Below are 25,763 nucleotides of genomic sequence, written 5' to 3'. Positions count from 1 at the left end.
ACCATGCCATTCGATAAGCAATTGCAGCAGGCCGTGTTGGCGGAGCTGGACTGGGAGCCGAGTGTCGTCGCCGGCCATATCGGCGTCACCGCGGACGCCGGGATTGTGACCCTTACCGGACATGTCGAGAGCTTCGCGGAGAAGTATGCGGCGGAGAAAGCGACGCGCCGCGTCAGGGGCGTGAAGGCGGTGGCGGAGGAAATCAAGGTCGAACTTCCGTTTGAGCGGATACGCCACGACGACGATATCGCGGCCGCCGCGCTAGAACGATTGGCGTGGGACACGTCGGTGCCACCAGATGCGATTACGGTGAAGGTCGAACAAGGCTGGATTACGCTGACCGGCCAGGTGCCGTGGTATTATCAGAAACAGGCCGCCGAACAGGACATAGCCCGGCTGCACGGGGTCAGCGGCATATCCAACCATCTCGTGGTAAAGCCCACGGTCGATGTTTCCGACATCAGCGACAAGATCAGGCACGCGTTGCGCCGGTCATGGCTGGTGGACGACGAAACGGTGACCGTTAGAGCGGATGGTGGTCGTGTTCGCCTGACTGGAACGGTGCGCTCACACATGATCGCCAGGTGGTCTGGGCGACCGCCTGGGCTGCGCCCGGTGCGACCAGCGTCGAGAATGACATCGCAATCCTCTGACCTTCGGCAGACTAGTGATGGCAGCGCTTAGTGTCCTGGTTGTCGAGGATGATGCGATCATAGCCATGCTTCTGGCCGAGATGCTTCAAGACATGGGCTATCGGGTCTGCGCGATCGCCGCCACCGAGGAAGATGCGGTGGCGATGGCAACAAGTTGCAAGCCGGGTTTGATGATTGTCGATGAACACTTGCGCGAGGGAAGCGGGGCTTCCGCGGTAGAGCGAATTCTACTCACCGCGTCGGTTCCGTGTGTATTCATCAGCGGCGCGCCCGTGAGTCGCAATGGACAAGGTGCAACAGTATTGCATAAGCCGTTTTTGGAACAGGACCTGGTTCGGGCGATCCGCAACGTGGTTGGCGATGTGCATATGCCGCCAGCGATCATCCTCGTCGCTGATGGTGTCGTTCTGAAGGCACCTACGGATCCGAGGCCAACCAACGTTCGATCATCAGGCCACTGGCTGGCATCGAAGGGTCAAAGCGAGGATTGATATATGACCGAAACTACCGTCGCGGTGCATGAGTCACCGTCAATCGACCCATCCGCCGACTCGTTTCGGGGATTCGAGAAAGTGTTCCAAAAGGAGCAAGTTCAAATCGACGAAGACCTGAAGAGGGAAGTCGCAGAAGAACGGCGGCAGCAGGTCAAGGCGATGATCGCAGGCAAGATCAGCAATGCCGCCTGGAATGAGTTGATTGACCGGGCGCGAAAGGCCGCGACGCTCGGCGAGAAGCAATTCCTCTTGCTGCGCTTCCCTAGCGATCTGTGCACAGATGACTCGCGTGCGATCAACAATCCCCCGAATCCCGCATGGCCCCAAACCCTTCGGGGCGAAGCGGCGGACGTTTACAATCGGTGGCATACGGCACTTCGACCGCACGGATTCGATTTGTCGGCTCGCGTGCTTGATTTTCCGGGGGGTAAGCCGGGTGATGTCGGCTTGTTCCTGCGATGGGACGAGTAGCCGCCTGGCCAGATGTCGATAGAGGGATGGTTTCATGTTGCAGGTTGGATCAGCGCTCAAGGGATACGAGATCGTGGCCAACGACGGCGCGATCGGGACCGTCAGCGATTTCCTGTTCGATGACCGGACCTGGAAGGTCCGCTGGCTGGTGGTCGATGCCGGCAGCTGGCTGACAGGACGCCTGGTGCTGATTCATCCCTCGGCGATCGGGCGGGCGGACTACATCCGGCGCGTGCTTCCGGTAAAGCTGACGAAAGCACGGGTCGAAGCCAGTCCCGATATCAGCCGAGATCAGCCGGTCTCGCGGCAGCATGAAATCAATCTTTACGATTACTATGGCTGGGACCCGGTCTGGGGCAGCAGCTACTTCGGCCCGAATGCAATGGCGCCGGACGTGGCCGAGCAGGCGGTCGCGGAGACGAGCGTTCGGTCGCCTTTGGAGGGCCACGACCCGCACCTGCGTAGCCTTTCCGAGGTCACTGGCTATGACGTTCAGGCGAGCAATGGAGCCATCGGCCATCTCGAAAACATCTGCTCGAGGATGAAGTCTGGGGCATTCGCTATCTGATCATCGATACCAGGAATTGGTGGCCTGGTCAGCATGTGCTGCTGTCACCCTACGCGATGCAGGAAATAAGCTGGTCGAAAAAGCAGATATTGCTTAACGCTTCCCGTGAGCAGGTGAAAGCCAGTCCACCATGGGCGCCTTTGGAACTGATCGACCAAGCCTATGAGAAGAGGCTTCATCGTCATTATGACTGGCCGGGATATGGGTGGTGATCGCGGCGGTTCGACTGGGGATCAGATATGGCAAATTCAGACGCTTTCGCACTGAAAAATTCGGGCTTGAATGAGTTCCTGTTCGCCGAGGTCGGAAGCGAGATCAACGGTACGCCGCTGACGATCCTGTCGGTGCTCGCCCGCCTTGGGAAGGATCCGTGGGCCGAGGCCGCACGCTTGGCCCGGCTACCGAAATCCTCGACCATCGACGATCTGGCAAACAGTATTTCGAAGATGCCACTTTGTCCGCAAGCGCTTATGGATGCTCGAGGCACTGCCGCTCGGCTAATTCTTCTGCTGCCATCGCAGGTTCAGTCGGTTTCGATACGCGCTTCTCTGCCCGTTGGAAAGTCCGTGGTCCCCGCATGGATCCCGGTATCGGCATTCCTAGCGATCCTCGCCTTCGGCATCGCGTTCCTGATGATCCCGCCGGCGACCTCAATCAGTACGGCCAAACCTTTGGTTGAGCAGACTATCGCGCACCCGCAGGCAGCGACAAACTAGATCGATGATAGCGTAACACGGCGAGATCGAGACCTGAGTAGATTCCGAACCTGGCCGCCGAGGCTGGCCGGCTATACGACTATCATACTCATGAGAACTCCGAAAACCGGTCGCCGATTTTAAATGAGCAGGTTCGCCTTGAGTGAATCCCATGAAATTAGGTGGAGACACCTTAACCAGAACGAGGATGCCATGGACTATAACAACTCCGTCGTCGCCGTTTTCGCAGATCACAACGCCGCTGAGGCAGCAGTGAAGAAACTGACCGATAGCGGTTTCGAAATGAAGCATCTCAGCGTGGTCGGCAAGGGATATCATACCGACGAGAAGGTCGTCGGCTTTTACAATACCGGCGATCGGATGAAATTCTGGGGCACGCGTGGTGCCTTCTGGGGCGGCTTCTGGGGTTTGTTCTTCGGTGGACTGTTCATGACCATCCCCCTCGTGGGGCATGTCGTCGTGTTGGGATATCTCGCCACGGTGGCGATCTCGGCGATCGAGAACGCTGTTCTGGTTGGCGGATTAAGTGCGCTTGGCGCCGCGATCTACAGTATCGGCGTGCCCAAGGATAGCGTGCTCCAATACGAGACGGCGTTGAAGGCCGACAACTTTCTGGTCATGGCACACGGTAGCTCAGAGGAAGCCGATCGTGCCAAGGCGATCCTGGGGACGGCCAATGCCTCACGCGTCGACGTCTATGCAGGCACCAAAGTGCCTGAGCTTGAGGATCATGCTGCCCATGTGGGTGGCTGAAGGATATGTCGTTTCCGCTGAACCTGCCGACCCGGCAACCGGCGCGAGTATCCGCATCAACCGAGCGGGTATGGTGGGCACACGACTACCTTGGTGGGCCCCAAGCGTGTTGATGGCACGGGGTCGAGACAGCGGCGTGAAGGGGTCCATCCTCAGCCTTAATGCCGGCTCGTCCAGCATCAAATTCGCTCTATTCGACGCCGGGGACAACCTGAGGCCAACGTTGCGCGGCGAAATCGAGAACCTGAATTCAGAGCCGCATATGGTCGCTCGGAACGCGGCGGGCAGTCTACTGGTCGAGAAACGTCTGCCGACTGAGTCTGCCCTGGTCCTGCATACACTGTTAGACTTCACCGATGCTCATCTGGGTGATCAGGGGCTGGCAGCTGTCGGGCATCGTGTTGTGCATGGCGGCGCCGATCACATTGCGCCCGAGCTTATCACGCCCGCGCTGATGACAGCGCTGGAGGCGCTGACTCCGCTCGATCCGCTGCATATGCCTGATAACCTCGCGCCGATCCGTGCGGTCGCCTCCGTGAGGCCTAGTTTGAGGCAGGTCGCCTGCTTCGATACCGCATTCCACCACACGATGCCTGCGGTGGCGACGCGATTTGCCTTGCCCCGGTCCATCTGCGCGGGAGGCGTGCGACGTTATGGTTTTCACGGTCTGTCCTACGAATACATTGCCGGCCGTCTAGCGAGCCAGTCGCCGGGGTTGGCGTGCGGACGTGTCATTGTCGCGCATCTCGGGTCAGGCGCCAGCCTGTGTGCCCTCCGTGACGGCGCCAGCATCGACACGACCACAGGCTTCAGTGCCTTGGACGGGCTCGTGATGGCGACCCGCTGTGGCCTTCTGGATCCAGGCGTAATCCTCTATCTCGGCCGCCAGGGACACAGCTTTTCCGACATCGAGGACATACTGTATCGCCATTCAGGTCTACTCGGTGTGTCCGGTCTCAGCGGCGATGTACGTGTTCTGCTGGCAAGCGCCGATCCGCATGCGCGTGAGGCGATCGACCTGTTTACCTACCGCATCGCGTGCGAGTGCGGCGCGCTGATCAGTGCGTTGGGTGGGCTGGACGGACTGGTCTTCACCGCCGGCATCGGCGAGCACGCACCGGCGATCCGCGAGGCAGTGTGCGTGCGCCTGGGCTGGCTTGGGCTGCGTCTCGACAACGCCGCCAATGCAGCCAGCGAGGATCGCATCAGCGCCCCTGACAGCTCGGTCGAAGTGCGCGTTATCGCAACGAATGAGGAGATGATGGTCGCGCGCCACACCCAGGCGGCAATCTCGCGATCAGTCACCTGACGGGGGCTTGAGCCGAAGCCCCGTAAGTAGTTTCCGAACCTACCGCGAGCCAGATGATCCAGGTAAAGCAGACCTCCAAATTCTTCAACCGCGAGGAAGGCTGTCTCGAGGTTTTTGAAAGGCAGATGGCTATGCATTTCTCAGTTTTTTACATCATCACCCCGATCATAATAGTGGCTGCTTTCATCCTTGTCACGGCAACTGTAAAAGTACTGCGCGAGTATGAGCGCGCCGTAGTCTTCACGCTTGGACGCTTTCAAAGGGTCAAAGGACCAGGGTTGGTCCTGTTGCTTCCATTCGTCCAGGAGATGGTGCGCGTGGATTTACGCATTCAGGTCATCGAGATACCGACCCAGGACGTGATCTCGCGCGACAACGTCTCAATGAAAGTCGACGCGGTGCTCTACTTCAACGTCGTCAATCCGGAACGGGCGATCATCCAGGTGCAGAACTACCGGCCCGCCACGAACATGCTGGCTCAAACGACATTGCGCGCCGTGCTGGGACAGCATGAACTGGACGAGATGCTTTCGGAGCGAAAGAAGCTGAGCGCCGACGTCCAGAGCATACTGGACTCGCAAACCGAAACCTGGGGCATCAAAGTCAGCAACGTTGAAATCAGAACTGTTGAGCTGACCGACAACATGGTGAAAGCCATTGCCAAACAGGCCGAGGCGGAACGCGACCGGCGCGCCAAGATCATCCACGCGGAAGCCGAGTTCCAGGCCTCGCAAACCCTGGTAAATGCCGCCAAGGTCCTCTCGAGCATACCGGCCGCCATGCAGCTGCGCTACCTGCAAACGCTGACCGAGATCGGTGCCGAACAGAATTCGACTATCATATTCCCGATGCCGATCGATATCATCAAACCGTTCCTCGACATGCTCGACAAAGCCGGCAAGCCGTCGCGCGGGAACGGAGTCATCCGTGAGCCGCATTCGGCTGAGTTCCCGATCAGCGCGTGAGAACGCGGGGTACGGCAAGCTGACCCCGAAGGCCGATTTGGCGGTCTCGTCCGGCTTACGTTTGGCGTAGTCGCAACCTTTGTCGTCTTGCCAACCGCAGAATTCGTGCGCAGCGCCGGATCATCCTGGGGTTGACGGAACCCAGCAGCGTTGCCCTCGCTTGAAAACAAACCTGGTTAAAGAAAGCGATATTCACATGGCTGTCACCGCCGCGAAAACTTCGCCTTCCAAGCCTGCCGCAAAGGACGATCTGAAGACCTTGCCGCTGTCGGAGGTAGAGAAGAAGCTGCAAACCTCAGCGGACGGCCTCAGTCAGGCTGAGGCGGTGAAACGGCTGATCCAATATGGGCCGAACGAGATAGAGGAGAAGAAACAGAACGTACTTCTCAAGATATTATCATATTTTTGGGGACCCATTCCGTGGATGATCGAAATAGCGGTGATTCTGTCGGGCGTGGTCCGGCATTGGCCTGACTTTTTCATCATCCTGATCCTACTTGTTTCGAATGCCGCGGTCGGTTTCTTCGAAGAGCGCCAAGCGGGCGACGCCATAGACGCCCTGAAGGCCACGCTGGCGATCAAGGCCCGTGTGAAGCGTGATGGAAAGTGGATCACGCCGCCGGCGCGGGAACTGGTGCCAGGTGACGTCATCCGCTTGCGCCTGGGCGACATCGTGCCGGCGGACGCGCGTCTGCTGGACGGCGACGAAGTGTCCCTGGACCAGTCGGCGCTAACCGGTGAATCATTGCCCGCCTCGCGCAAACCCGGCGACGCTGTCTTCTCCGGTTCAATCGTTCGTCGTGGCGAGATCGGTGCGCTGGTCTACGCGACGGGAGGGAAAACCTATTTCGGCAAGACCGCGGAACTGGTGGAGACCGCGGTCACCGTCAGCCATTTTCAGAAAGCCGTGCTGAGGATCGGCAACTATCTGATCATGCTGGCAGTGGTCCTGGTGTCCGTGATCATCGCCATCGGGATCTATCGCGGCAACGCAATTCTCACGACGTTACAGTTTGCCCTTGTGCTGACCGTGGCCGCGATCCCGGTGGCGATGCCCACAGTTCTTTCCGTGACGATGGCAGTCGGCGCCCGCCTGCTCGCGAAGAAGCAGGCGATTGTCAGCAAGTTGGTCGCCATTGAGGAACTGGCCGGCGTGGACGTGCTGTGTGCCGACAAGACCGGCACTCTGACGCAGAACAAGCTGACACTTGGCGATCCGTTCTGTCTGGACAGGATCGCTGCCGACCAGATCATCCTCGCTGGCGCATTGGCGTCGCGAGCCGAGAACGACGATACTATCGATCTGGCTGTCCTGGGTGGTCTGAAGGACAAGCAGGCGCTGAAGCCATTCACCGTCACGCATTTCATGCCGTTCGACCCGGTGCACAAGCGGACCGAGGCCACCGTGACGGCGGCGGACGGAAAGACATTCAAGGTGACGAAGGGGGCGCCTCAGGTAATCCTGAAACTGTCGGCCACTGCTGCGGCGGTTAAGACTGACATCGACAGGGCTGTCAACGACTTCGCGGCCCGCGGCTTCCGCGCTCTCGGTGTCGCCCGCGCGGACGGCGAGGGCCCATGGCAGCTGCTTGGCGTACTGCCGCTGTTCGACCCGCCGCGGGAAGATGCCAAAGCCACTGTCGCGACCGCGGCCCAGATGGGCGTGAAGATCAAGATGGTGACCGGCGATGCCCTGGCGATCGCGCGTGAAACCGCCAAAACGTTGGGAATGGGTGCGAACATTCTCGACGGAGCAAGCCTGGGTGACTCCAAGAGTGACGAGACCGAAGCAATGGCTCAGTCCATCGAGGACGCCGATGGATTTGCCCAGGTATTCCCGGAGCACAAATTCCACATCGTCGATGTGCTGCAGAAGCGCGGGCACATCGTCGGCATGACGGGGGACGGGGTAAATGACGCCCCTGCGCTGAAGAAGGCCGACTGCGGCTTCGCTGTTTCGGGCGCGACGGACGCGGCACGAGCGGCGGCCTCCATCGTGCTGGTGGCACCGGGGCTATCGGTGATCATCGATTCAATCAAGGAAAGCCGGAAGATCTTCCAGCGGATGAACAGTTACGCGATGTACCGCATTGCCGAAACGCTGCGCGTACTGCTGTTCATGACGCTGGCGATCGTCGTCTTCAACTTTTATCCCCTGACGGCGATCATGATCGTGATGCTGGCGTTACTGAATGACGGCGCGATTTTGTCCATCGCCTACGACAATGTCATTTACAGGAACCAGCCTGAAGCGTGGAACATGCGTCTGGTTCTGGGGATCGCCACGGTGCTGGGTATCGTCGGTCCGATAGCGGCGTTTGGACTGTTTTACATTGCTGATCGCGTCCTTCACATCGACCGTCCGCAGATTCAGACGATGATGTATCTTCTACTATCGGTCGCCGGACATCTGACGATCTTCCAGACCCGCACGCGCGGCCCGTGGTGGTCGACACGCCCAGCAACAATTCTCTTGATAGCGGTCATCGGCACACAGACGGTGGCCACACTGATCTGCCTCTTCGGGTTCCTTGTAACCCCTCTGTGGTGGGGTTGGGCCGCGATGGTGTGGGTCTATGCCTTGGCATGGTTCCTAATAACAGATCCGGTGAAGCTGCTTGCGTACCGTGTGCTTGATGCCTCGAAAACCGGGCCTTCGCGGCAGCCACAGGTCGAACCTCGGCCAAACAAAAACGACGGACCGCTGCCCGCAAGCCCGACTCCAAACCTGGCTTGAAAGTCACCCCCAACCCGATCCATGTGGAAGCTGCCCGTCAAACGTCGAAGCCAAGCTAGAACCCGCAGCCTAATCTGGCCAAGTTGACCGCCCGTAAAATTGTTGCATCTACCCTCGATGGGCGCTGAACTGCAGCCTGGCAACAAGCGATCTCGTCCGATGGACCTCACCCCGTATCAGATAGCAAACGAACCGTTTTACCAGCAAACCGGCAACGAACGCGCGCTCTTCCAGGCCGCGGCGGCCAGCCGGCTACCCTTGATGCTGAAGGGCCCAACCGGCTGCGGCAAGACGCGCTTTGTCGAATACATGGCCTGGCACCTGAACCGCGCGTTGATCACCGTCGCCTGCCACGAGGATATGACCGCCGCGGACCTCGCCGGCCGATACCTGCTGACCGCCGAGGGAACCGTCTGGCAGGATGGCCCGCTGACAACATCCGTCCGCCACGGCGCCATCTGCTACCTCGATGAAATCGTCGAAGCTCGGCAAGACACCACCGTCCTGATCCATCCCCTGACCGACAACCGGCGCATCCTGCCGCTCGACCGCAAAGCTGAGCTGGTGACGGCGCATCCGGACTTCCTGCTGGTGGTGTCGTACAACCCGGGATACCAGAGCGCCGTCAAGGACCTGAAGGAATCGACCAAGCAGCGGTTCGTGGCGATCGATTTCAGCTATCCCACGCAGCGCGATGAGGCCGCGATCGTCGCCCGCGAAGCCGGTATCGACATCCGTATGGCGGCCAGCCTGGTGGACGTCGCCTGCGGAACGCGCAACCTGCGTGGACGCGGGCTGAGCGAAGGTGCCTCGACGCGCATGATCGTGCATGCGGCGCGTCTGATGGCCGCCGGTGTATCCGGCGCCGAAGCCTTGCGTGCCGCCATGATCCTGCCGCTGACCGACGATCCGGACATGCGCGAGGCCTTGGAAGCAGTGATCGCGGCCCACGCCTGGTGAGCGTCTCGGCTGTCGAACGCGTCCACCATCTGGTGCACGACCGGCCCGCGCTGCGGCCGGCATTCGCGCGATTGTGGCCGCGGGAAGCTGGCCAGAACCAGGCAATGATCGAGGATCTCGCCGCTGCGTCCCTGGAACTTTCGCAGGTGAATGCCGGCCCACCCTGCATCGAGGCCCTATGGAAGGCGACACGGCATGGTGGTTTGCCCGTGGTCTCCTCCAGCGGTCGCGCGGCGGCCGATATCTGCCGCCACGCCGGCAGCCGAGCGGCTCTGGCCTGCCTGGAGGCGGTGCCGGCGGCGATCCGGCTGACCGGCGGGCGAAGCGAGGATCTGGCCGCGTGGTGGCAGGGCCTGCACCGGCTAGCGCGCGAAGCGCCGGCCCTGGTGCCCGACACGGCAAGCCGGGTGGAGACACTGCTCGCCGCCGGCGACGGCCTGGCATTCACCGATTTCGTCGCCGCCGGCCTGAAGGCGACCGCGACCAACCCGGCCCGCAGAGCGGCGTTCTTCGCGTTGGATGACCCGATGGCCGCGGCGCTGCTGGAGCGCCGATCGGGCGCCGGCGGCTTCGCCGATGCGCAACGCATGCTGGAGGCGTTCGCCGCCGGCCTATGGGGCGTTGAACCGCGCCTCAAGGCGGGACCGCCCGCGCGCCGGACCGTCATCGCCTCGGGCTTCGTGATGCTGCCGCCAGTGTTCGCCGGGACGCCGGCGGAGCGCACGCGGCTGCTGTATCGCGCCGCCGTCGCCCACGCGCAGGCGCATCTCGTTAATCCCGCGGTACGGCACGCGATCGGCACGCTGAAGCCGTTGCAGCTTGCCTTGGTGGGGCTGGTGGAAGACGCCAGGGTGGAGGCTTTGGCGATTCGCCGCTTTCCCGGCCTGCGTCACTTGTGGATGGAATTCCACGCGGCGCAGCCCGACGGCACCAGGACCGCGGTCAGCCTGATGTTGCGGCTGGCCCGCGTTCTGCTGGACCCCGCCTGCGATCACGCCGACGGCTTCGTGGCGAAGGGGCGCGGGCTTTTCGCCGCCGCCGCGGATCGGCTGGAAGACCCGGCGATCAGCCCCGAGATCGGCGGCCTGCTGGGCAACGACCTGGGTCAGATGCGGCTGCAGTTCAACGCCCAAACCTACGTCGTGGAACCAGCCTACCGTGACGACAACATGCATCTGTGGGAGTTTCCCGACACCCCGGATGATGCCTTGAGCATGACCGTGGACGCCGCGCGTGGCACCGATAACGGCGACGGCGACCAGCAGCAAGCTGACGGCAACGCCGCCGCACCGGCGCGCGACGCCGGTCTCGATGACCAGGCGATGCTGCTCGCGAGCTATCCGGAGTGGGACGCGATGGCCGGCGTAGAGCGCCCCGATTGGACCAGCTTGCGCGACACCATGCCGGTGCTGCGCGATCCCGCACCGAACTCGGCGGAGGAGTGGGCCTTGCGGGCTCGAATTGCCAGCCTGGTGCGCAGCACCGTCGTCGGACGCAGCGTCCGACAGCCGCCGCGCGAAGACGGCGAGGAGCTCGACATCGATGCCGCCATCGCGGCTGCCGTGGCGCGTCGAGCCGGGCTGCAGCCGGACAGGCGCGTCTATCGCGATCGCCGCCCGCGCGGACGCGATTTGTCCACCCTGATCATCCTGGACGTGTCGCAGTCCACCGCCGCGATCGACGCCGACGGACTGTCGGTGCTGACCGCCGAACGCCTGGCCGTGGAGGCGCTGGCCGCGGCACTGGAAGCACGCGGCGATTACTATGCCCTGCGCGCCTTCGCCTCGGCCGGCCGCGATGACGTCCGCTTGACCCGCCTCAAGGATTTCGACGAACCCCTTACGGCCACCGTCGGCGCGCGACTGGCGGGTCTGTCGCCCGGTCTGTCCACGCGCCTGGGGGCGGCGCTGCGCCATGCCGGCGCCGAACTGGCGCCGTTGCGCACGACGCGCAAGCTGGTGCTGGTGCTGACCGACGGGGAGCCGTCCGATATCGACGTGCCGCGCCCGCACGAACTGGTCGAGGACGCACGCAGAGCAGTTGCCGGCATGCGCCGGCAGGCCATCGACGTCTTCGGCATAGTGATGGACCCGCTCGACGCGGGATCCGGCGCGGCGATTTTCGGTCGCCACAACGCCATCGCGGTGCGGCGGCTGGAGGAGCTGCCGGCCAAGCTCGCCGGCGTCTACTTCCGGCTGGCGCTTCGATAGAGCCGGCGGGACAGCCGCGACCATCCCGCCGATTCTGCCTCAGCGATGCGTGGCGGTCGCGGGAATGCCCTCGATCGGACATTCCTCCGTTCCGACGGAACTGCGTGTCATGGCCTCGACCATCTCGCGTGTCGCGTCCGGATCGGCAATCCACTTCTTGTAGAAATCATAGGGACAAGACGCCTCGCCTTTGTCGCCATCGCCGGAGTTGATCGTTCCGGTGTAGCCACGGTGCAGCAGCTTGAACAGGTGGTTCTCAGACTGCATGTTTTTCCGCGCGTCGCGGATCAGCGACTTGGACAGGGCAGCGTATTGAATGCCGTATTCCTCGGTGCCGCATTCACCCAGCGTGCGGCCGTCGAAGCCGATGACCGAGGAATGACCGAAATACGAGTAGACGCCATCGAAGCCAGCCGCATTGGAGACCGCGACATAGACGTTGTTGGCCCAGGCCATTGCCTTGGCCATGATGATCTGCTGTTCCTTCGCCGGATACATGTAGCCCTGGCAACGCACGATCAGTTCGGCGCCGCGCATCGCGCAGTCGCGCCAGATTTCCGGGTAGTTGCCGTCGTCGCAGATGATCAGGCTGACCTTCAGCCCCTTCGGCCCTTCCGAGACGTAGGTGCAGTTGCCGGGATACCAGCCCTCGATCGGCACCCACGGCATGATCTTGCGATACTTCTGAACGATCTCGCCCTTGTCGTTCATCAGGATCAGCGTGTTGTACGGCGCCTTCTTCGGATGCTCCTCATGGCGCTCGCCAGTCAGCGAAAACACCCCCCAGACCTTCGCCTTGCGGCAGGCGTCGGCAAAGATTTCGGTTTCCTCACCCGGCACCGAGGAGGCTGTCTCATACATCTCCTTGCTGTCGTACATGATGCCGTGGGTCGAGTATTCCGGAAAGATCACCAGGTCCATGCCAGGAAGTCCGACCTTCATGCCGACGACCATCTCAGCGATCTTGCGGGCATTCGCCATGACTTCGGCCTTGGTGTGCAGCCGTGGCATTTTGTAGTTCACGACCGCGACGCCCGCGGTGTCGTTGCTACTTGATATATCGCCATGCAGCATGTGCCTGCCTCCTTTGTTGAATCCCCTGCGGCGGATGCGCGTAGGGCTGGTGAGTCCAACATCGCCCTGCCGATACTGTTGCGCTCAGTAATCGCCGTTCCGTCAACGAAATGGGTAAGCACAGCGGGCCCGGCGCGAGCCAACAGGTCAGGGATCGGCACGGATTACCGCCAGAATCACGCGGCTATCTACCGGCCGACAACGCCATTGGTGTCGAACCGGCCGTTGATGCTGATCGCAACAGCAATTCCACTTCAACCTAATCACCGCCAAATGCAAAGCGCAAGACGTGTTCGACGCTTCCCGGTGCTCCCACATCGCACAGATCGCCGTTCACAGCGAGTTGAGAAATTCCGCGTCGGCAAAAGGCTTCAAGCAAAGTCGGCAAACCCGGACGCCAATACATTCGTATCCGCGCAGGCGCAACCAACTTTGCGAATGAAATCCAGCGTCACCCGTCACGGTAACCGCCTCGCTTTGGTCGTGAACCGCCAACTTGCCGCCGGCGTTCGGGCCGGCCAACGGCGCCGGCAGGCCGAAATTCATGCTTGACACTTGTGTGTTTTGGCCATCTGATTGATGCAGATGGGCTAATACATCGTGCCTCTGCACGTTGGATCACCAATGGCGTTGATCCCGTGGCCTTCCGATCATGAGTGTTACTACCATCAGCTATTTCGCCTTCATTGGCCGATCATCGATTGTTCCTCGACGGAACAACTTGAGCCTGAGGGCGTGTCTCCCAGTATCTTCATCCGCAACCACTCATCAGTGGAGGGGTCAGTGCATTCATGAGCCTCTCGATGGAGGAAAGACTTAAGCGTCGCAAACTCGACGCACTCAAGCGTGGTATTCATCGCGTGACCGGCGAAGACCCGCTCCCACTCGCGACGCATCTTGTCGGCGTCGGCAAGGCCGGGGCCGACGCGATCAAACGGATCCTCCAGGACCTGGAGCCTGGCACGCCCAAACTCAGGGCGCTCGCGATCGATATCGGCGATCGGGATCTGGCCGAACTGCACGCCCTGGCCAAGACAATCCCGCCGGAGCGGGCCGAGGTCACCACAATCGCTTTGGACATGCCCCCCGCAGTCGCGATGTTCGATGTGCTTGCCGGCTACGACACGTTTCTCCGTCTCGAATACCCGAACTATCGCTGGCCCGGCAATCCGCTTCCGTGGCTGCCGCGATCGGCGTACGTTCCCGATACGCGACAACACCACGAGCGCGCCGTCGCCAAGGCGATATACGGATACGCCTATTACTCCGGGGCGCGCCCGCTGGACCATGCGCTGCGCGCCTTTGCGGCGTCGATCGACGCGGAGCGAGCCCAGGCACTCGTCGCGGTCATCTTCGGCATGACCGGCGGAACCGGCAGCGGCATCGTGGTCGATCTCGCCCGCCATCTGTCGAACGGGCTTTTCGGTCGCAGGACGCTTGTTGCCGGCATCGGCGTGGCGCCGAACGACGGCGACCGGCAAATTAGCGGGCGGCAGACCGGCGGGCGGCTGTTTTCCGTGCTGAGCGAACTCGACGTCCTCTGCGATGAAAACAAGAACCGAAACGTGGTGATGTCCTGCGGCGAGATGTTCCGCAACCCGTTCACCGCCGGGTTCATCGTGATACCCCAACAACACGTTTGGCAGGCGACGCAGGATCTCGCTGAAACGCATCGCCGCGTGGACACGGCAATCGCGGCACTGATGACGTCCGGGCGCGGCACCCATGTCTGGGAACTGCTGCGCCTGCTGAACTGGGTCGCCGCTCCCTCCACCCAGCATTCGGCAGCCAGGACGCCGTGGGGACCCCAGTGGATCCACATGCTTGGCTTCACCGACGCGGCCGATCCCGCATTGCGGGCCAGCCTCGGCGTGCTCCCCAGCTTCCATCCGGAGTTCATCGAAATCCGCGTCAACGACGTCGATGCCAACCACGCCGCCATCGTCGACAGTATCCAAAGTGCCTTCGAACCCGACGTGCCGCCCCACGTCGTGGACGGCGGCAAATCAGGGTCCGCGCAGTTCATCCTGCCGCGGCTTGCGAAGACCGACCTGGCCACGTTCGCCAAGTCACGCGAAGCCTACGCCATGGCGGATGAAGAGCAACGCTTGCTGGACCATTCGCTGCTGCTCGAACAGGGCATCGAACTTTGCGAACCGTCCACCCAACTGGAAGGCATGGCGGGCGCCAGCCTGGCAGGCGCGAGCGGCTGGGTCGCGGTTCCGTTCGAGGATATCCATGGATCGCCGGTTGTTTCCGCCCCGCTGTCGATGTCGGTCTGAAAAGGAGCGAGCCATGCCGCTGGACTGGTCAGTCGTCATCGCAAAATACGGCAACGGAACAAAGGTTCCGACTGTGACCGGCGGCAAGTTCCTCCAAGTCACGCGTGCGGACGACGCGGCGATCTACATCGAATCACCGATCTGGAATGCCACGCTTGACCGAAGCAACCTTGAAAAGGGTGTCAGTCTGATCGAACAGGGACTGATATCGCGTGACCCCGGCCTGTTTGTCGAGGACTACATGCTCTACGTGGCGAACCAGCGTGCCACGTCGGTCGCGCACATCCTGCGCGACCTGGGTTTTCTGGACAAGACCGAAACGTTCTCCATCAAGTGCTGATGGCCACGAGGACGGAGACAGGCACTCACAAGACTGACTTATCCAGGACTGTCAGGGAAAGGAAAAGCAGATGACATCATCTCTCTATCACAGCGCGACAGGCGTTCAGGCACCGCACTGCATGCACGTGGTCGGCATCGGGCGAACCGGGGCCGGGTATGTCGAGGCCTTGCTGCGGACCGGTGAAATCGAGGACCTGCTGGAAGACCCCCGCGCTCGCTTCGCCGCCCTGGTGGTCGATATTGGCGATCAGGACATGGAAGTCGTCGGCGACTATGCCAAATCGTTCTACAAACGCCTTGAATCACGCGGCATTCCGTCGGATCGCTTCCTGTTCCAGTCCGTCGCCCTGCCGGTGCCGGAAAAGGACGAGTTCTTCGAAGGCCTGAACCGCACGCGTGAGTTCCTGAAGCTTGAATATCCGCGCTACTACTGGAATCCAAACTTTGAATCCTACGTGTCGCATAAGGCAACCATGCCGCAGGCCGGCGAGCATTTCCCGCGCATCATCGCCAAAGGCATCTACGCCAACGCCTACTATGCCGGGGAGCGTCCGCTCGAGCGCGCTCTCAAGAAGTTCGTCGATCATCTCGAGGGCGCCACGCTGCCGTCGCTGATCACCGTGTGCTTCAGTCTGGCCGGTGGCACTGGCAGCGGAATGGTCGTCGACCTCGTCCGCCACCTGTCGACCGTCAAGCTCGGCCGCCGCATCCCGGTCATCGGCGTGGGCCAGTTGCCGCATTCGGGCGACCCGGAGGTCTATCAGAATAGTCCGACGCTCTACACGACGCTGAACGAACTTGACTGCATGCTGGACGACGACAAGAACGCCGGCGTCACGGCGGTCTGGGGCGACCTGTATCGCAGTCCGTTCACCGGCGGTTTCTTCATCGTCAACCCGGAGCAGAGCTGGCAGCGCCTGACTGCCTATACGACCACGGGCGAGAAGGAAGTGCGCCAGAACTTCAAGCAGATGGTGACGAACCGCTTCGTTGCCGACTCGTTCATGCGCTTCGTCGTGGTGGACAACGGACGCGACCTATTCCGAGCCCTGCGTCCGGCCGGCCTGACCGGCGCCCCGCACGAGACCGTCAGCGCCAAGGCCAGAAGCTGGACCCTGTTCGACGTCGCCAAGCTGACGCATCCCGGTGTCCAGGTGCTGCCCGGTGAAGCGCCCTCGAAGTGGGACTCGGTCATCAAGCAGTGGATCGACTTTACCCCAAAGTACAGTGGCCTGAAGGACGGCTTCAAGACCGACTACGCCGAGGCGTTCATCTACGGGTCCCGCAACATGGGGCACGATGACATGAACAAGGCGTTCCGCAAGATGCTCACCGAGAACTATCTGCTGGACGCCGAATCCACCCTGCAGATCTTCAACCACGAGTTCTTCGATGCGCTGACCGCCTATGCCAACGTCATTCTGCCCGGCGTCGCCAAGACTGACCTGATCGGCTTCTGGGAAAGCCAGAAGAGCTACGACAAGCTGTCGTGGGAGGAAAAGCTGCTTGAGCACGCCTGGCTGATCGACATCGGCCCGATGCTGTCCGAACCGGCGATCCGCTTCGAAGGCATGGCCGGCGAGTGCATCTGGGGCTGCGCCTGCTGGGTGGTCGTGCCCTACGACCAGTTGCGCGGCGACAAGCTGCCGCCGGCGAACCGCAAGATCATCGTCGAACAAGGTATCGCGGCGATGACCAAGACAGTGGTGCCGACGCCTGGTGGCCTGGCCAACGTCAAGCGGGTCGCGGTCGAACGCGCGCCCGCGTTGGCCAAGTAGCGCAGCGGACATCGCGGGGATCGCTGGCCCGATCCCCGCGGCTTCGCCAGCTTTGCCGCGCGATTGACCGATCCCGGCGAAACGGCCCACTGAACCCCTGGAACAGGCAGATCATCGTGGAAAGAAACGACAGCCGTATCCCGGCGACCGTTGTCACCGGATTTCTCGGGTCGGGCAAGACAACCCTGATCAATCGCATCCTGCGCGAGCAGCATGGACGCAAACTGGCCGTCATCGTCAACGAGTTTGGCGAGATCAGCATCGACGGGCAGCTCGTCATCCATGACCAGGACGCGCAACTGGTCGAGTTCAACAACGGCTGCCTTTGCTGCACCGTTCGCGGCGACCTGGTCGAAACACTCGGCCGGCTGCAGCAACGTGCGGGAACGCTAGATGGCATCCTCATCGAAACGACCGGGCTCGCCGATCCCGCCCCCGTGGCATCGACCTTCTTCGCCGCCGATGACGTGAAGTCCGGCATCCGTCTGGACGCATTTGTGACCGTCGTCGACGCGGTGAACCTGGACCGCAATCTCGAGCAGAGCAACGAAGCCGTTGAGCAGGTGGCCTTCAGCGACATTGTCCTGATCAACAAGATGGACCTGGTCACCGCGGAACGGATGGCGGCGGTCGAGGCGCGGGTCCGCCAACTGAATCCACTTGCGAAGATCTACCACACCGCCAACGCGGAAATCGATCTGGCCGACATCCTTGATGTCGGCGCCTTCGACCTGGTGCAGAAGTTGGAGGTCGACCCCGCGTTCCTCGATGACCACGCCCATGAGCACGACGCCGCCATCGGCTCATTCGTTCTGGAGGAGCATCGGCCGATCGACATCAACCGGCTGATGATCTGGATGAACGACATGGCGCAGCGTCGCGGCGAGGATCTGTATCGAACCAAGGGCATCTTTTTTGCCAATGGCTTCGACGACCGCCTCGTGTTCCAAAGTGTGCGCATGCTGACAACCCTGCGACGTGACCGGCCCTGGCAGCCGGACGAGACGCAGATGAGCCAGTTCGTCGTGATCGGCAAGCATCTAGACCGGAATGAATTTGCCGCTGGACTGGCCGGTTGTGTGTTTCGCTAACACCCAAGATGGAGTTTTGACATGCCGATTGAACCAGGCGATGCCGTTCCGCCCGCGACGTTGAAGCAGATGACCGCGGACGGGATCAAGGACGTTGATCTCAAGACCCTGCTGGCCGGGAAGAAGGTCATATTGTTCGGTCTGCCTGGTGCCTTTACGCCGGTCTGCACCACCGCGCACCTGCCGGGCTACGTCGCCGAAGCGGACAAGCTGAAGGCCGAAGGCGTCGCCGAGATCGCCTGCATCGCGGTGAACGATCCCTTCGTGCTGTCGGCCTGGGGGACGCAGCACGGCGCCGACGGCAAGGTGCTGATGCTGTGCGACTCCGATGCGTCGTTCACCCGCAGCCTCGGCCTGTCGCTTGATCTGTCCGATTTCGGCCTGGGTGAGCGCTCGCAGCGCTATTCGATGGTCGTGGAAGACGGTGTCGTCGCCACGGTCAACGTCGAGAAAAGCATCTTCGATCACGGCGCCAGTTCGGCGTCGAGCCTGCTGGCCTCTGCCCCGGCCCAGTGACTTCGCATCAGTGACTCCGCTCTACCGCGTGCATGTCTTCTGCTGCACCCATCAGCGTCCGGCAACCCACAGGCGCGGCTGCTGCGCCGGGAAGGGAAGCAGGGCACTGTGTGATTACATGTGCCGGTTAGGCATGGCGATGGGGGTGCGAAGGATCAGGATCAACCATGCCGGTTGCCTCAACGTTTGTGAGCATGGGCCGGCCATGGTGATCTACCCCGAGGGCGTCTGGTATCGATACGAAACCGAAGCAGATATCGAGGAGATCCTCCGCCGAAACATCATTGGCGGACAGCCGGTGGAACGGCTGCTGCTTCAGATTGATCCCGCGACGCTGCACGGATAGCCGAGGGCAACCATGACCGAACTGTTCAGTCGCTTGTTCCGAACCGGTTCGTCTGACTTGCGGCGCCGTACGATCGGCGTTTACGCGGTTCTGATCGTCGCCAACGTCGCAGCCTGGCTCTGGGCCATTTCGCTGTATCGCGATCGGCCCATTCTGCTCGGCACCGCGCTGATCGCCTACGGCTTTGGCCTGCGCCACGCGGTCGATCCGGACCACATCGCGGCAATCGACAACGTCACCCGAAAGCTGGTCCAGGAGCGCAAGCGCCCGGTGACCGTCGGCTTCTGGTTCGCCCTCGGCCATTCCGCCGTCGTCGCGCTCGGCGCGATGCTGATCGCCATGGCCTCCGTGGCGATGGGCAGCCGCTTCGACGCCTTCAAGGACATTGGCGGCGTCATCTCGACGGTCGTTTCGTCTCTGTTCCTGTTCGCCATCGCCGGCATCAACCTGGTGGTTCTTCGATCCGTCTACCGCTCCTTTCGGGCGGTGCGGAACGGCGGCGGCTACGAGGAGGAGGATTTCAGCAAGCTGCTGAACGGGCGCGGGCTGCTGGCTCGTCTTTTCCGGCCCATGTTCCGCCTGGTCACGCAAAGCTGGCATATGCTGCCGCTCGGTTTCCTGTTCGGCCTAGGTTTCGATACAGCAACAGAAATTGGGCTGCTGGGCATCGCCGCCGCCGAGGCAGCCAAAGGCGTATCGCTATCCGGCGTCATGGTGTTTCCAGCTCTGTTCGCCGCCGGAATGTCCTTGATCGACACCACGGACGGCGTGCTGATGCTGCATGCCTATGATTGGGCGTTCGTGAAGCCAATCCGCAAGCTGTATTACAACCTCACGATTACCCTCGTGTCTGTGATCGTCGCAGTCGCTATTGGCGGGATCGAGGCGCTCGGCCTGATTGCCGAGAAGCTGAAGATGGCCGGTACGTTCTGGGACGCGGTCGGGGCGCTGAACGGCAACTTCAACACGCTGGGCTTTATCGTGATCGGGGTGTTTCTTGCCAGCTGGATACTGTCGGTCGCGATCTACTACGGTCGCGGCTTCGACAAGATGGAACTCGCTGCCGCGTCAGACCGGTGATAAGGCATCACGGCATGCGTGCCTGTCCGCTCTCCTGGTCATGGGCATGGATGATCGCGACCGCCATTTCCTCCATTGGGATCCGCTTCGACATGGCCTGGCGGCGGATCGTCCGATAGGCGTCCTCCTCGCTCAGTCCCTGACTCGCGATCAGGATAAGACGAGCCCGCTGGATTTTCTGGATGCCGGCGAGTTTGCGCTCCAGCTTGCAAACGCGGCTGTCGGTTTCCTGCTGGCGCAGCCAAAGGCTGCGGGCGATCGCCAACTGTGTCAGCAAGCCGAACGGACGCACCGGCCGCTCGATGACGGCGTGCGCGCCGATTTCCAGCACGAGCTGCAGGATTGACGGGTTCTCGTACTCGACGATGCCAATTACCGTCGGTAGCTTGCGAGCCTGTCCCCGCAGCAGCCGGCGCAGCGGTTCGCGGCTGTCATGATCCACCGCGAGAACGATCAGGTCGGAAGTTGGGGCGAATTCTTCCGGAAACGGCCAAACGGTGCTGGTGATGCAGCCGATGCGGTGCAGATGCTCGACCAGGCTGATGCCCTCGGCATCGGGCGGATGCATAACCTCGATACGCAGGCCTCGCAGGTCACGAAGGATCTCGATCGCCACGCCCGACCGGCTCCGCTATTGATACGATGCCGGAGTGCGCCGCGGCCCCCCGGCTGCATCGGCCCACACAGTCAACCTGATGGTCTGATGCATCATCAATCTCCTGGTTGTGTCAGAGCACTAAGCTTGCATCAGCGTCATTGGCGTTGCCCGACTTCGTGGTCTCGCACCAACTGTCCAATCTTTGTTCGATGCAGTAAGGATCGGGCCGGACGCGCATTCCCGGGTCCCAAACAATCTCGAACCGGCCGTTGGCATCCAGCTTCGCCACCCGAGGCCAAAGATATGTGTGGTTGTTGCTGGGATCCACCCGCACCCGCCCTTGCGGGGCTGCGAACTCGACCTCGGCGAGGACCGAGCGGATCAGCTCCGGGTCATCGGAGCCGGTTCGCTCGATGGCGCGGGCGACCAGCATCACCTGGAAATACGCGGCCTCCGCGACGGCGGTAACGATTGCATCGGCACCGAAGCGGGCGCGGAAGTCGGCAACGAATTTCACCGCGGCCTGGGTGTTCAGCACACTGAAGAACGGCGCCGCCGTGATGTGGCCGGCGGCCGCCGCCGGCGTCATTTCCGCTACTTCCGCCTCGCTGGTCGTCAGGCTGGAAATCGGCATCCGTTCCGCATCAAACCCGGCCTCGCGATAGGCCTCGTAGAACACCGACGTGGACTTGCCGACCACGGTTGAAAAGATCACGTCAGGCTTGGTGCGGCCGATTTCCCTCAAGGCTTTGACGAAATCCGCCGGTCCGGCGTGTAGCGGCACGTAGATCTCATCGAGCACAGTGCCGCCGGCCTGTAAGGTCAAGTCCGTCATGATGCGATTGGACTCGTATGGATAAACGTAATTGGAGCCGATCAGGAACACGCGCTTGCCGTAGTGGCTGAACAGGTAGCGGGCGAGCGGGAGAGAATTCTGATTGGGCGCCGACCCGGTGTAAATACAGTTGGCGGAGTATTCGAACCCCTCGTATAGCGTCGGATAAAACAGCATGCCGCGATGGGACTCAACCACCGGAAGCACGGCTTTGCGTGTGCTGGACATGTAGCAGCCGAAGATCAGTCGCACCCGATCCTCGCCGAGCAGCTGTTCGGCCAGGCTGCGGAATCGCTTCGGGTCGGAGGCAGGATCGTAGTCGATCAGTTCGATCGGCCGGCCCTGGATCCCACCGGCCGTATTGATGAACTCGGCGGCCAGGATGGTGGCCCGAAGCTGGGTTGTCTCAATGGACGCAGTGACCCCGGAGCGTGAGAACAGAACGCCAAATCGCCAGGACGCGCGGGGTTCGGCGATCAGGCCCATAATGCTGACATTGCTGTCGTACCTTCATCAACCATGCGCGGAAACCTGCATCCTACATGGGACAGACGATTTGAGAAAGCGTGATCGGCAGGCAACGGCGCCGGCGGAGCCGCCGGTAGCTGGAACGCCATTGATACTTCTTTTGTACGTCAAATAACACATATCGCGCTGGACGCTTCACGCCATAAACTGCCGTGGGATAACGGGAAGTCTATACATATGCCAGATATTGCCGCCGACGCGGTGAAGCCGCCGCGTCGATCCTACAACAAGCTGGTCAGCAATCCGGTATTGGAGGATTACTCCTTACGATACGCACCGAAAAGCTTTCGCAAGTGGTCGACCTACGCGGTCGCGTCCGCGGCGCTGGGCGGCATCGCTTATCTGGCGGATCAGGCGATCGGCGGATCGCTTGCCGTGCAGTTCGGCTTCGCAAATGCGTTTTGGGGCATACTCGCGGCCGCGCTGGTCATCTTCCTCACCGGGATCCCGATCGCCTATTACTGTGCCAAATACAATGTCGACGTTGACCTGTTGACTCGTGGCGCCGGGTTTGGCTACCTGGGTTCGACCATCACCTCGGTGATCTACGCGTCGTTCACCTTCATCTTCTTCGCGCTGGAAGGGTCGATCATGGCCCAGGCGTTCCACCTGTACTTCGGCATTCCGTTGCCGATCGGCTACGCCCTGGGCTCATTGATCATCATCCCGCTGGTGGTCTTCGGCATGACCCTGTTGGCAAAGCTGCAGGTGTGGACACAGCCGATCTGGCTGCTGCTGCTCTTCGCGCCGCCGGTCGCGGTGCTGGCGATCGACGGGAACGCAGTGCACGACTGGGTCAACTTCGCCGGACACTCGCCCAGCAAGGCCGGTTTCGACTGGCTGCTGTTCGGCACCGCGGCCGGTATCGCGCTGTCCCTGATCGCCCAGATCGGTGAACAGGCGGACTATCTCCGCTTCATGCCGGACAAGACCGAGTCAAACAAGACGCGCTGGTGGCTTGCGGTGTTGTGCGCTGGTCCAGGCTGGGTTGTGCTGGGCGCGGCGAAGCAGTTGATGGGTTCGTTCTTCGCCTCGGTGGCCGTCGCCCATGGCACGCCGCTCGATTCCGCGAACGAGCCGATACAGATGTATATCGCCGGCTACAACTACATGTTCCCCGCGTTCGCCGCGCTGAGTGTGGCGACGTTCTTCGTCATCCTTTCGCAGATCAAGATCAACGTCACCAACGCCTATTCCGGGTCGCTGTCCTGGTCCAACTTTTTCTCCCGCGTGCTGCATGCCCATCCCGGCCGCGTCGTCTGGATTTTCTTCAACGTGGCGATCTCGCTCACCATGATGGAATTGAACATGTTCTCGGTGCTCGGGAAGATCCTGGGCTTCTACTCGAACGTCGCGGTCGCCTGGATCGGTGCCGTCACCGCCGACCTCGTCATCAACAAGCCGCTGCTGAAGCTCAGCCCGAGCTTCATCGAGTTCAAGCGCGCCCATCTCTATGACGTCAATCCGGTGGGCTTCGGCTCGATGGTGTTCGCCTCCGTCGTGTCGATCATCGCGTTCTTCGGGGTGTTGGGTCCGGCCGCGCAGGCGTTCTCCGCCTTTATTGCGCTGGCCCTGGCGTTCGTCGGATCGCCGATTATCGCGATCGCGACCAAAGGCCGCTACTACCTGGCCCGCGCGCCGTTCGACGACACCAGCACGCGGGCTACGTTGTTGAACTGCGTGAGCTGTGGCTTTGATTATGAGAGGCAGGACATGACAAGCTGCCCGTTCCACCACGGCACGATTTGCTCGCTGTGCTGCTCTTTGGAAGCGAGTTGTGACGACATGTGCAAGCCGGCGGCCGGTACCGTGCCGGCAACCGCAGCCGGAACACTCTGACGCCAGACACGGCCGGGGACCGATGCTCTCCCCGGCCGATGGCCGAACGACTCAGGCGTCAGCGCTTCCCGCTAATGGCTGATCATCCACGGCCGCGCATTGGGGAAGCTCTTCGCCATCGAGGCCGCGGGTTTGCTCGCCCCGCAGCAGATGCATCCGTTAGGATGCGCACCTGCCGACCGGGGCGCGTGCGCACTCCGCTCATTTGTCTCTCTCGCGATACGTTCCGTCCCGCCCACACACGACAGCCTCGGCAGCGTGAGGGCACGGGGACTGGGGCCGGCGCACCCGGGGCAGGACACAGGCTGATCATAGTCCGCCAACGGTCTAAATGCGGAAAATGCCCCGCAGCCGGGGCATGCATAATCATAGATCGGCATCGCCTATTTGTCCGGCGCGGTGGGAATGTCGATGCCACCGGTGATAGCCTTGGTCGGCCCGTCCGCGCTGGGATTGATATCAAAGTCGAAGATCTCGGTCGGCAGCCAGAGCGTCGCGCAGGCATTTGGGATGTCCACCACCCCGCTGATATGTCCCTGCACCGGGGCGGTGCCGAGAATGGCGTAAGCCTGCGCCGGCGTGTAGCCGAACTTCGTCAGATAGGCGATCGCGTTCAGGCAGGCCTGACGATACGCGACGTGCACATCGAGGTAGTGCTGAGCACCCTGCTCATCGACCGAGATACCCTCAAAGATCAGGTGATCCTTGTACGTCGGCGTAATCGGACTCGGCTTGAAGATCGGATTGCGGATGCCGTATTTGCTCATGCCATCCTTGATCAGGCCAGAGACCCGAAGATGGATCCAGCCAGGCATTTCGATCGCACCGCAGAACGTGATTTCGCCGTCGCCCTGGCTGAAGTGCAGATCGCCGACCGACAGCCCCGCCCCCGGCACATACACGGGGAAATACACCCGCGCGCCGCGCGAGAGGTCCTTGATGTCGCAGTTGCCGCCGTGCTCCCGCGGCGGCACCGTACGCGCTCCATCCGCCGCCGCCGCGGTGCGGCCGTCGCCCTTCATTCGCCCCATATGCGCGGTTGGACCAAACGGCGGGTTGGCCAGTGGGGGAACCCGCATCGGGTCCGTCGCGATGAAACCTGTTTCGCGATCGTTCCAAGTCTGCAGCAGGCTTTTCGATGGCAGGCAGCCGATCAGCCCGGGATGGATTAGGCCGGCAAAGCTGACGCCGGGGACGTGGCGGGAATGCGTGAACAGCCCCGAGATGTCCCAGATCGACTTCTGCGCCAGCGGGAAATGCTCGGTCAGGAAACCGCCGCCATTCTGCTTGGAGAAGAAGCCGTTGAAGCCCCACGTGTTGTGCGGGAACGCACCGATGTCGAGAAAGTCCACGACCAGCAAATCGCCGGGTTCGGCGCCTTCCACGCCGATCGGGCCACTGAGGAAGTGCACGATGCTGAGGTCGATGTCGCGCACGTCCTCGGCTGAGTCATTGTTCTTGATGAACCCGCCAGTCCAGTCATAGCACTCGACAATGAAGTCCGCGCCCGGCTTCACCGTGGCGACCATCGGAATGTCCGGATGCCAGCGGTTGTGAATCATGTCATTCTCGTAAGGTGACTGCGACAGGTCTACCTTGATCAGCGTGTCTGGCATGA

The 25,763-nt window shown here is 61.7% G+C and carries 25 protein-coding genes; 19 read left to right on the top strand and 6 right to left on the bottom strand.

What is annotated here, in order from left to right; translation table 11 throughout:
• The first annotated feature begins 3 nt into the window (after positions 1 to 3).
• From ACQY4T_RS20675 to ACQY4T_RS20625, 11 genes are all read left to right on the top strand, one after another.
• Positions 4 to 684: a BON domain-containing protein gene (locus tag ACQY4T_RS20675; RefSeq protein ID WP_428534546.1), complete on the top strand. Its 681-nt coding sequence runs from the start codon at positions 4 to 6 to the stop codon at positions 682 to 684.
• Positions 671 to 1,144, top strand: coding sequence for a response regulator (locus tag ACQY4T_RS20670; RefSeq protein WP_428534544.1), 474 nt, complete (start codon positions 671 to 673; stop codon positions 1,142 to 1,144). Before ACQY4T_RS20675 ends, ACQY4T_RS20670 begins: the two co-directional genes overlap by 14 nt.
• Before the next feature lie 3 nt (positions 1,145 to 1,147).
• Positions 1,148 to 1,618: a hypothetical protein gene (locus ACQY4T_RS20665; RefSeq protein WP_428534542.1), complete on the top strand. Its 471-nt coding sequence runs from the start codon at positions 1,148 to 1,150 to the stop codon at positions 1,616 to 1,618.
• Between the two features lie 34 nt (positions 1,619 to 1,652).
• Positions 1,653 to 2,186 (top strand): PRC-barrel domain-containing protein, encoded by a 534-nt coding sequence (locus tag ACQY4T_RS20660; protein WP_428534540.1) that lies wholly within the window; start codon positions 1,653 to 1,655, stop codon positions 2,184 to 2,186.
• Between the two features lie 239 nt (positions 2,187 to 2,425).
• Positions 2,426 to 2,902, top strand: coding sequence for a hypothetical protein (locus ACQY4T_RS20655; protein WP_428534538.1), 477 nt, complete (start codon positions 2,426 to 2,428; stop codon positions 2,900 to 2,902).
• Between the two features lie 192 nt (positions 2,903 to 3,094).
• The gene (locus ACQY4T_RS20650) at positions 3,095 to 3,655 is read left to right on the top strand and encodes a general stress protein (RefSeq protein ID WP_428534536.1); all 561 of its coding nucleotides are present in this window, start codon (positions 3,095 to 3,097) and stop codon (positions 3,653 to 3,655) included.
• Positions 3,656 to 3,791: 136 nt separating this feature from the next.
• Complete coding sequence (locus ACQY4T_RS20645) at positions 3,792 to 4,964, top strand: acetate/propionate family kinase (protein WP_428543013.1); 1,173 nt, start codon at positions 3,792 to 3,794, stop codon at positions 4,962 to 4,964.
• Positions 4,965 to 5,017: 53 nt separating this feature from the next.
• Positions 5,018 to 5,929: a slipin family protein gene (locus ACQY4T_RS20640; RefSeq protein WP_428534534.1), complete on the top strand. Its 912-nt coding sequence runs from the start codon at positions 5,018 to 5,020 to the stop codon at positions 5,927 to 5,929.
• 160 nt (positions 5,930 to 6,089) lie between these two features.
• Positions 6,090 to 8,666, top strand: a complete 2,577-nt coding sequence (locus ACQY4T_RS20635; RefSeq protein WP_428534532.1) for a plasma-membrane proton-efflux P-type ATPase — start codon at positions 6,090 to 6,092, stop codon at positions 8,664 to 8,666.
• A gap of 159 nt (positions 8,667 to 8,825) precedes the next feature.
• Positions 8,826 to 9,626 (top strand): CbbQ/NirQ/NorQ/GpvN family protein, encoded by an 801-nt coding sequence (locus ACQY4T_RS20630; protein ID WP_428534530.1) that lies wholly within the window; start codon positions 8,826 to 8,828, stop codon positions 9,624 to 9,626.
• A complete protein-coding gene (locus tag ACQY4T_RS20625; RefSeq protein WP_428534528.1) occupies positions 9,623 to 11,836 on the top strand; it encodes a nitric oxide reductase activation protein NorD in 2,214 nt (737 codons plus the stop codon). Before ACQY4T_RS20630 ends, ACQY4T_RS20625 begins: the two co-directional genes overlap by 4 nt.
• 39 nt (positions 11,837 to 11,875) lie before the next feature.
• Here ACQY4T_RS20625 and ACQY4T_RS20620 read toward each other — a convergent pair whose 3' ends face one another.
• Both ACQY4T_RS20620 and ACQY4T_RS20615 read right to left on the bottom strand, forming a co-directional pair.
• A complete protein-coding gene (locus tag ACQY4T_RS20620) occupies positions 11,876 to 12,910 on the bottom strand; it encodes an aliphatic amidase (protein WP_428534526.1) in 1,035 nt (344 codons plus the stop codon).
• Between the two features lie 333 nt (positions 12,911 to 13,243).
• Positions 13,244 to 13,456, bottom strand: coding sequence for a hypothetical protein (locus ACQY4T_RS20615; protein ID WP_428534524.1), 213 nt, complete (start codon positions 13,454 to 13,456; stop codon positions 13,244 to 13,246).
• Positions 13,457 to 13,713: 257 nt separating this feature from the next.
• Between ACQY4T_RS20615 and ACQY4T_RS20610 the strand changes: the two genes are divergently transcribed.
• The 7 genes from ACQY4T_RS20610 (at position 13,714) to ACQY4T_RS20580 (ending at position 20,345) form a co-directional block, all read left to right on the top strand.
• On the top strand, positions 13,714 to 15,192 hold the full coding sequence (locus tag ACQY4T_RS20610; protein WP_428534522.1) for a hypothetical protein: 1,479 nt from the start codon (positions 13,714 to 13,716) through the stop codon (positions 15,190 to 15,192).
• Between the two features lie 13 nt (positions 15,193 to 15,205).
• Positions 15,206 to 15,532: a hypothetical protein gene (locus ACQY4T_RS20605; RefSeq protein ID WP_428534520.1), complete on the top strand. Its 327-nt coding sequence runs from the start codon at positions 15,206 to 15,208 to the stop codon at positions 15,530 to 15,532.
• A gap of 70 nt (positions 15,533 to 15,602) precedes the next feature.
• Positions 15,603 to 17,312, top strand: coding sequence for a hypothetical protein (locus tag ACQY4T_RS20600; RefSeq protein ID WP_428534518.1), 1,710 nt, complete (start codon positions 15,603 to 15,605; stop codon positions 17,310 to 17,312).
• 116 nt (positions 17,313 to 17,428) lie between these two features.
• On the top strand, positions 17,429 to 18,403 hold the full coding sequence (locus ACQY4T_RS20595) for a CobW family GTP-binding protein (protein ID WP_428543010.1): 975 nt from the start codon (positions 17,429 to 17,431) through the stop codon (positions 18,401 to 18,403).
• A 21-nt stretch (positions 18,404 to 18,424) separates the two neighbouring features.
• Complete coding sequence (locus ACQY4T_RS20590; protein WP_428534516.1) at positions 18,425 to 18,919, top strand: peroxiredoxin; 495 nt, start codon at positions 18,425 to 18,427, stop codon at positions 18,917 to 18,919.
• Positions 18,920 to 19,124: 205 nt separating this feature from the next.
• Complete coding sequence (locus ACQY4T_RS20585; RefSeq protein WP_428534514.1) at positions 19,125 to 19,265, top strand: hypothetical protein; 141 nt, start codon at positions 19,125 to 19,127, stop codon at positions 19,263 to 19,265.
• A 12-nt stretch (positions 19,266 to 19,277) separates the two neighbouring features.
• Positions 19,278 to 20,345 (top strand): HoxN/HupN/NixA family nickel/cobalt transporter, encoded by a 1,068-nt coding sequence (locus tag ACQY4T_RS20580; protein ID WP_428534512.1) that lies wholly within the window; start codon positions 19,278 to 19,280, stop codon positions 20,343 to 20,345.
• Positions 20,346 to 20,352: 7 nt separating this feature from the next.
• On the opposite strand, the gene ACQY4T_RS20575 is transcribed toward ACQY4T_RS20580, so the two are convergent.
• Both ACQY4T_RS20575 and ACQY4T_RS20570 read right to left on the bottom strand, forming a co-directional pair.
• Complete coding sequence (locus ACQY4T_RS20575; RefSeq protein WP_428534510.1) at positions 20,353 to 20,961, bottom strand: ANTAR domain-containing response regulator; 609 nt, start codon at positions 20,959 to 20,961, stop codon at positions 20,353 to 20,355.
• Between the two features lie 112 nt (positions 20,962 to 21,073).
• Positions 21,074 to 22,264: a transporter substrate-binding domain-containing protein gene (locus ACQY4T_RS20570; RefSeq protein WP_428534508.1), complete on the bottom strand. Its 1,191-nt coding sequence runs from the start codon at positions 22,262 to 22,264 to the stop codon at positions 21,074 to 21,076.
• A 219-nt stretch (positions 22,265 to 22,483) separates the two neighbouring features.
• On the opposite strand from ACQY4T_RS20570, the gene ACQY4T_RS20565 reads away from it, so the two are divergent.
• Positions 22,484 to 24,145, top strand: a complete 1,662-nt coding sequence (locus tag ACQY4T_RS20565; RefSeq protein WP_428534506.1) for a purine-cytosine permease family protein — start codon at positions 22,484 to 22,486, stop codon at positions 24,143 to 24,145.
• A 71-nt stretch (positions 24,146 to 24,216) separates the two neighbouring features.
• On the opposite strand, the gene ACQY4T_RS20560 is transcribed toward ACQY4T_RS20565, so the two are convergent.
• Both ACQY4T_RS20560 and fmdA read right to left on the bottom strand, forming a co-directional pair.
• Entirely contained in the window at positions 24,217 to 24,525 is a 309-nt protein-coding gene (locus ACQY4T_RS20560; RefSeq protein WP_428534504.1) for an FmdB family zinc ribbon protein, read from the bottom strand.
• A 3-nt stretch (positions 24,526 to 24,528) separates the two neighbouring features.
• Entirely contained in the window at positions 24,529 to 25,761 is a 1,233-nt protein-coding gene (gene fmdA / locus ACQY4T_RS20555) for a formamidase (protein ID WP_428534502.1), read from the bottom strand.
• Positions 25,762 to 25,763: the final 2 nt, after the last annotated feature.

Origin of the sequence: Rhodopila sp., assembly GCF_965277825.1 — a bacterium.
In the GTDB taxonomy this organism is placed as follows: Bacteria; Pseudomonadota; Alphaproteobacteria; order Acetobacterales; family Acetobacteraceae; genus Rhodopila.
Note: the sequence above shows the minus strand (reverse complement) of the source record. Positions and strands in the feature narration are given on the sequence as shown.

What these genes read in the sequence shown, in the direction of transcription:
- ACQY4T_RS20675 (WP_428534546.1), top strand. Translation starts at nt 4, where the DNA reads ATGCCATTCGATAAGCAATTGCAGCAGGCCGTGTTGGCGGAGCTGGAC.
- ACQY4T_RS20670 (WP_428534544.1), top strand. Translation starts at nt 671, where the DNA reads ATGGCAGCGCTTAGTGTCCTGGTTGTCGAGGATGATGCGATCATAGCC.
- ACQY4T_RS20665 (WP_428534542.1), top strand. Translation starts at nt 1,148, where the DNA reads ATGACCGAAACTACCGTCGCGGTGCATGAGTCACCGTCAATCGACCCA.
- ACQY4T_RS20660 (WP_428534540.1), top strand. Translation starts at nt 1,653, where the DNA reads ATGTTGCAGGTTGGATCAGCGCTCAAGGGATACGAGATCGTGGCCAAC.
- ACQY4T_RS20655 (WP_428534538.1), top strand. Translation starts at nt 2,426, where the DNA reads ATGGCAAATTCAGACGCTTTCGCACTGAAAAATTCGGGCTTGAATGAG.
- ACQY4T_RS20650 (WP_428534536.1), top strand. Translation starts at nt 3,095, where the DNA reads ATGGACTATAACAACTCCGTCGTCGCCGTTTTCGCAGATCACAACGCC.
- ACQY4T_RS20640 (WP_428534534.1), top strand. Translation starts at nt 5,018, where the DNA reads ATGATCCAGGTAAAGCAGACCTCCAAATTCTTCAACCGCGAGGAAGGC.
- ACQY4T_RS20630 (WP_428534530.1), top strand. Translation starts at nt 8,826, where the DNA reads ATGGACCTCACCCCGTATCAGATAGCAAACGAACCGTTTTACCAGCAA.
- ACQY4T_RS20620 (WP_428534526.1), bottom strand. Translation starts at nt 12,910, where the DNA reads ATGCTGCATGGCGATATATCAAGTAGCAACGACACCGCGGGCGTCGCG.
- ACQY4T_RS20615 (WP_428534524.1), bottom strand. Translation starts at nt 13,456, where the DNA reads ATGAATTTCGGCCTGCCGGCGCCGTTGGCCGGCCCGAACGCCGGCGGC.
- ACQY4T_RS20610 (WP_428534522.1), top strand. Translation starts at nt 13,714, where the DNA reads ATGGAGGAAAGACTTAAGCGTCGCAAACTCGACGCACTCAAGCGTGGT.
- ACQY4T_RS20605 (WP_428534520.1), top strand. Translation starts at nt 15,206, where the DNA reads ATGCCGCTGGACTGGTCAGTCGTCATCGCAAAATACGGCAACGGAACA.
- ACQY4T_RS20600 (WP_428534518.1), top strand. Translation starts at nt 15,603, where the DNA reads ATGACATCATCTCTCTATCACAGCGCGACAGGCGTTCAGGCACCGCAC.
- ACQY4T_RS20590 (WP_428534516.1), top strand. Translation starts at nt 18,425, where the DNA reads ATGCCGATTGAACCAGGCGATGCCGTTCCGCCCGCGACGTTGAAGCAG.
- ACQY4T_RS20585 (WP_428534514.1), top strand. Translation starts at nt 19,125, where the DNA reads ATGGTGATCTACCCCGAGGGCGTCTGGTATCGATACGAAACCGAAGCA.
- ACQY4T_RS20580 (WP_428534512.1), top strand. Translation starts at nt 19,278, where the DNA reads ATGACCGAACTGTTCAGTCGCTTGTTCCGAACCGGTTCGTCTGACTTG.
- ACQY4T_RS20570 (WP_428534508.1), bottom strand. Translation starts at nt 22,264, where the DNA reads ATGGGCCTGATCGCCGAACCCCGCGCGTCCTGGCGATTTGGCGTTCTG.
- ACQY4T_RS20565 (WP_428534506.1), top strand. Translation starts at nt 22,484, where the DNA reads ATGCCAGATATTGCCGCCGACGCGGTGAAGCCGCCGCGTCGATCCTAC.
- ACQY4T_RS20560 (WP_428534504.1), bottom strand. Translation starts at nt 24,525, where the DNA reads ATGCCGATCTATGATTATGCATGCCCCGGCTGCGGGGCATTTTCCGCA.
- fmdA (WP_428534502.1), bottom strand. Translation starts at nt 25,761, where the DNA reads ATGCCAGACACGCTGATCAAGGTAGACCTGTCGCAGTCACCTTACGAG.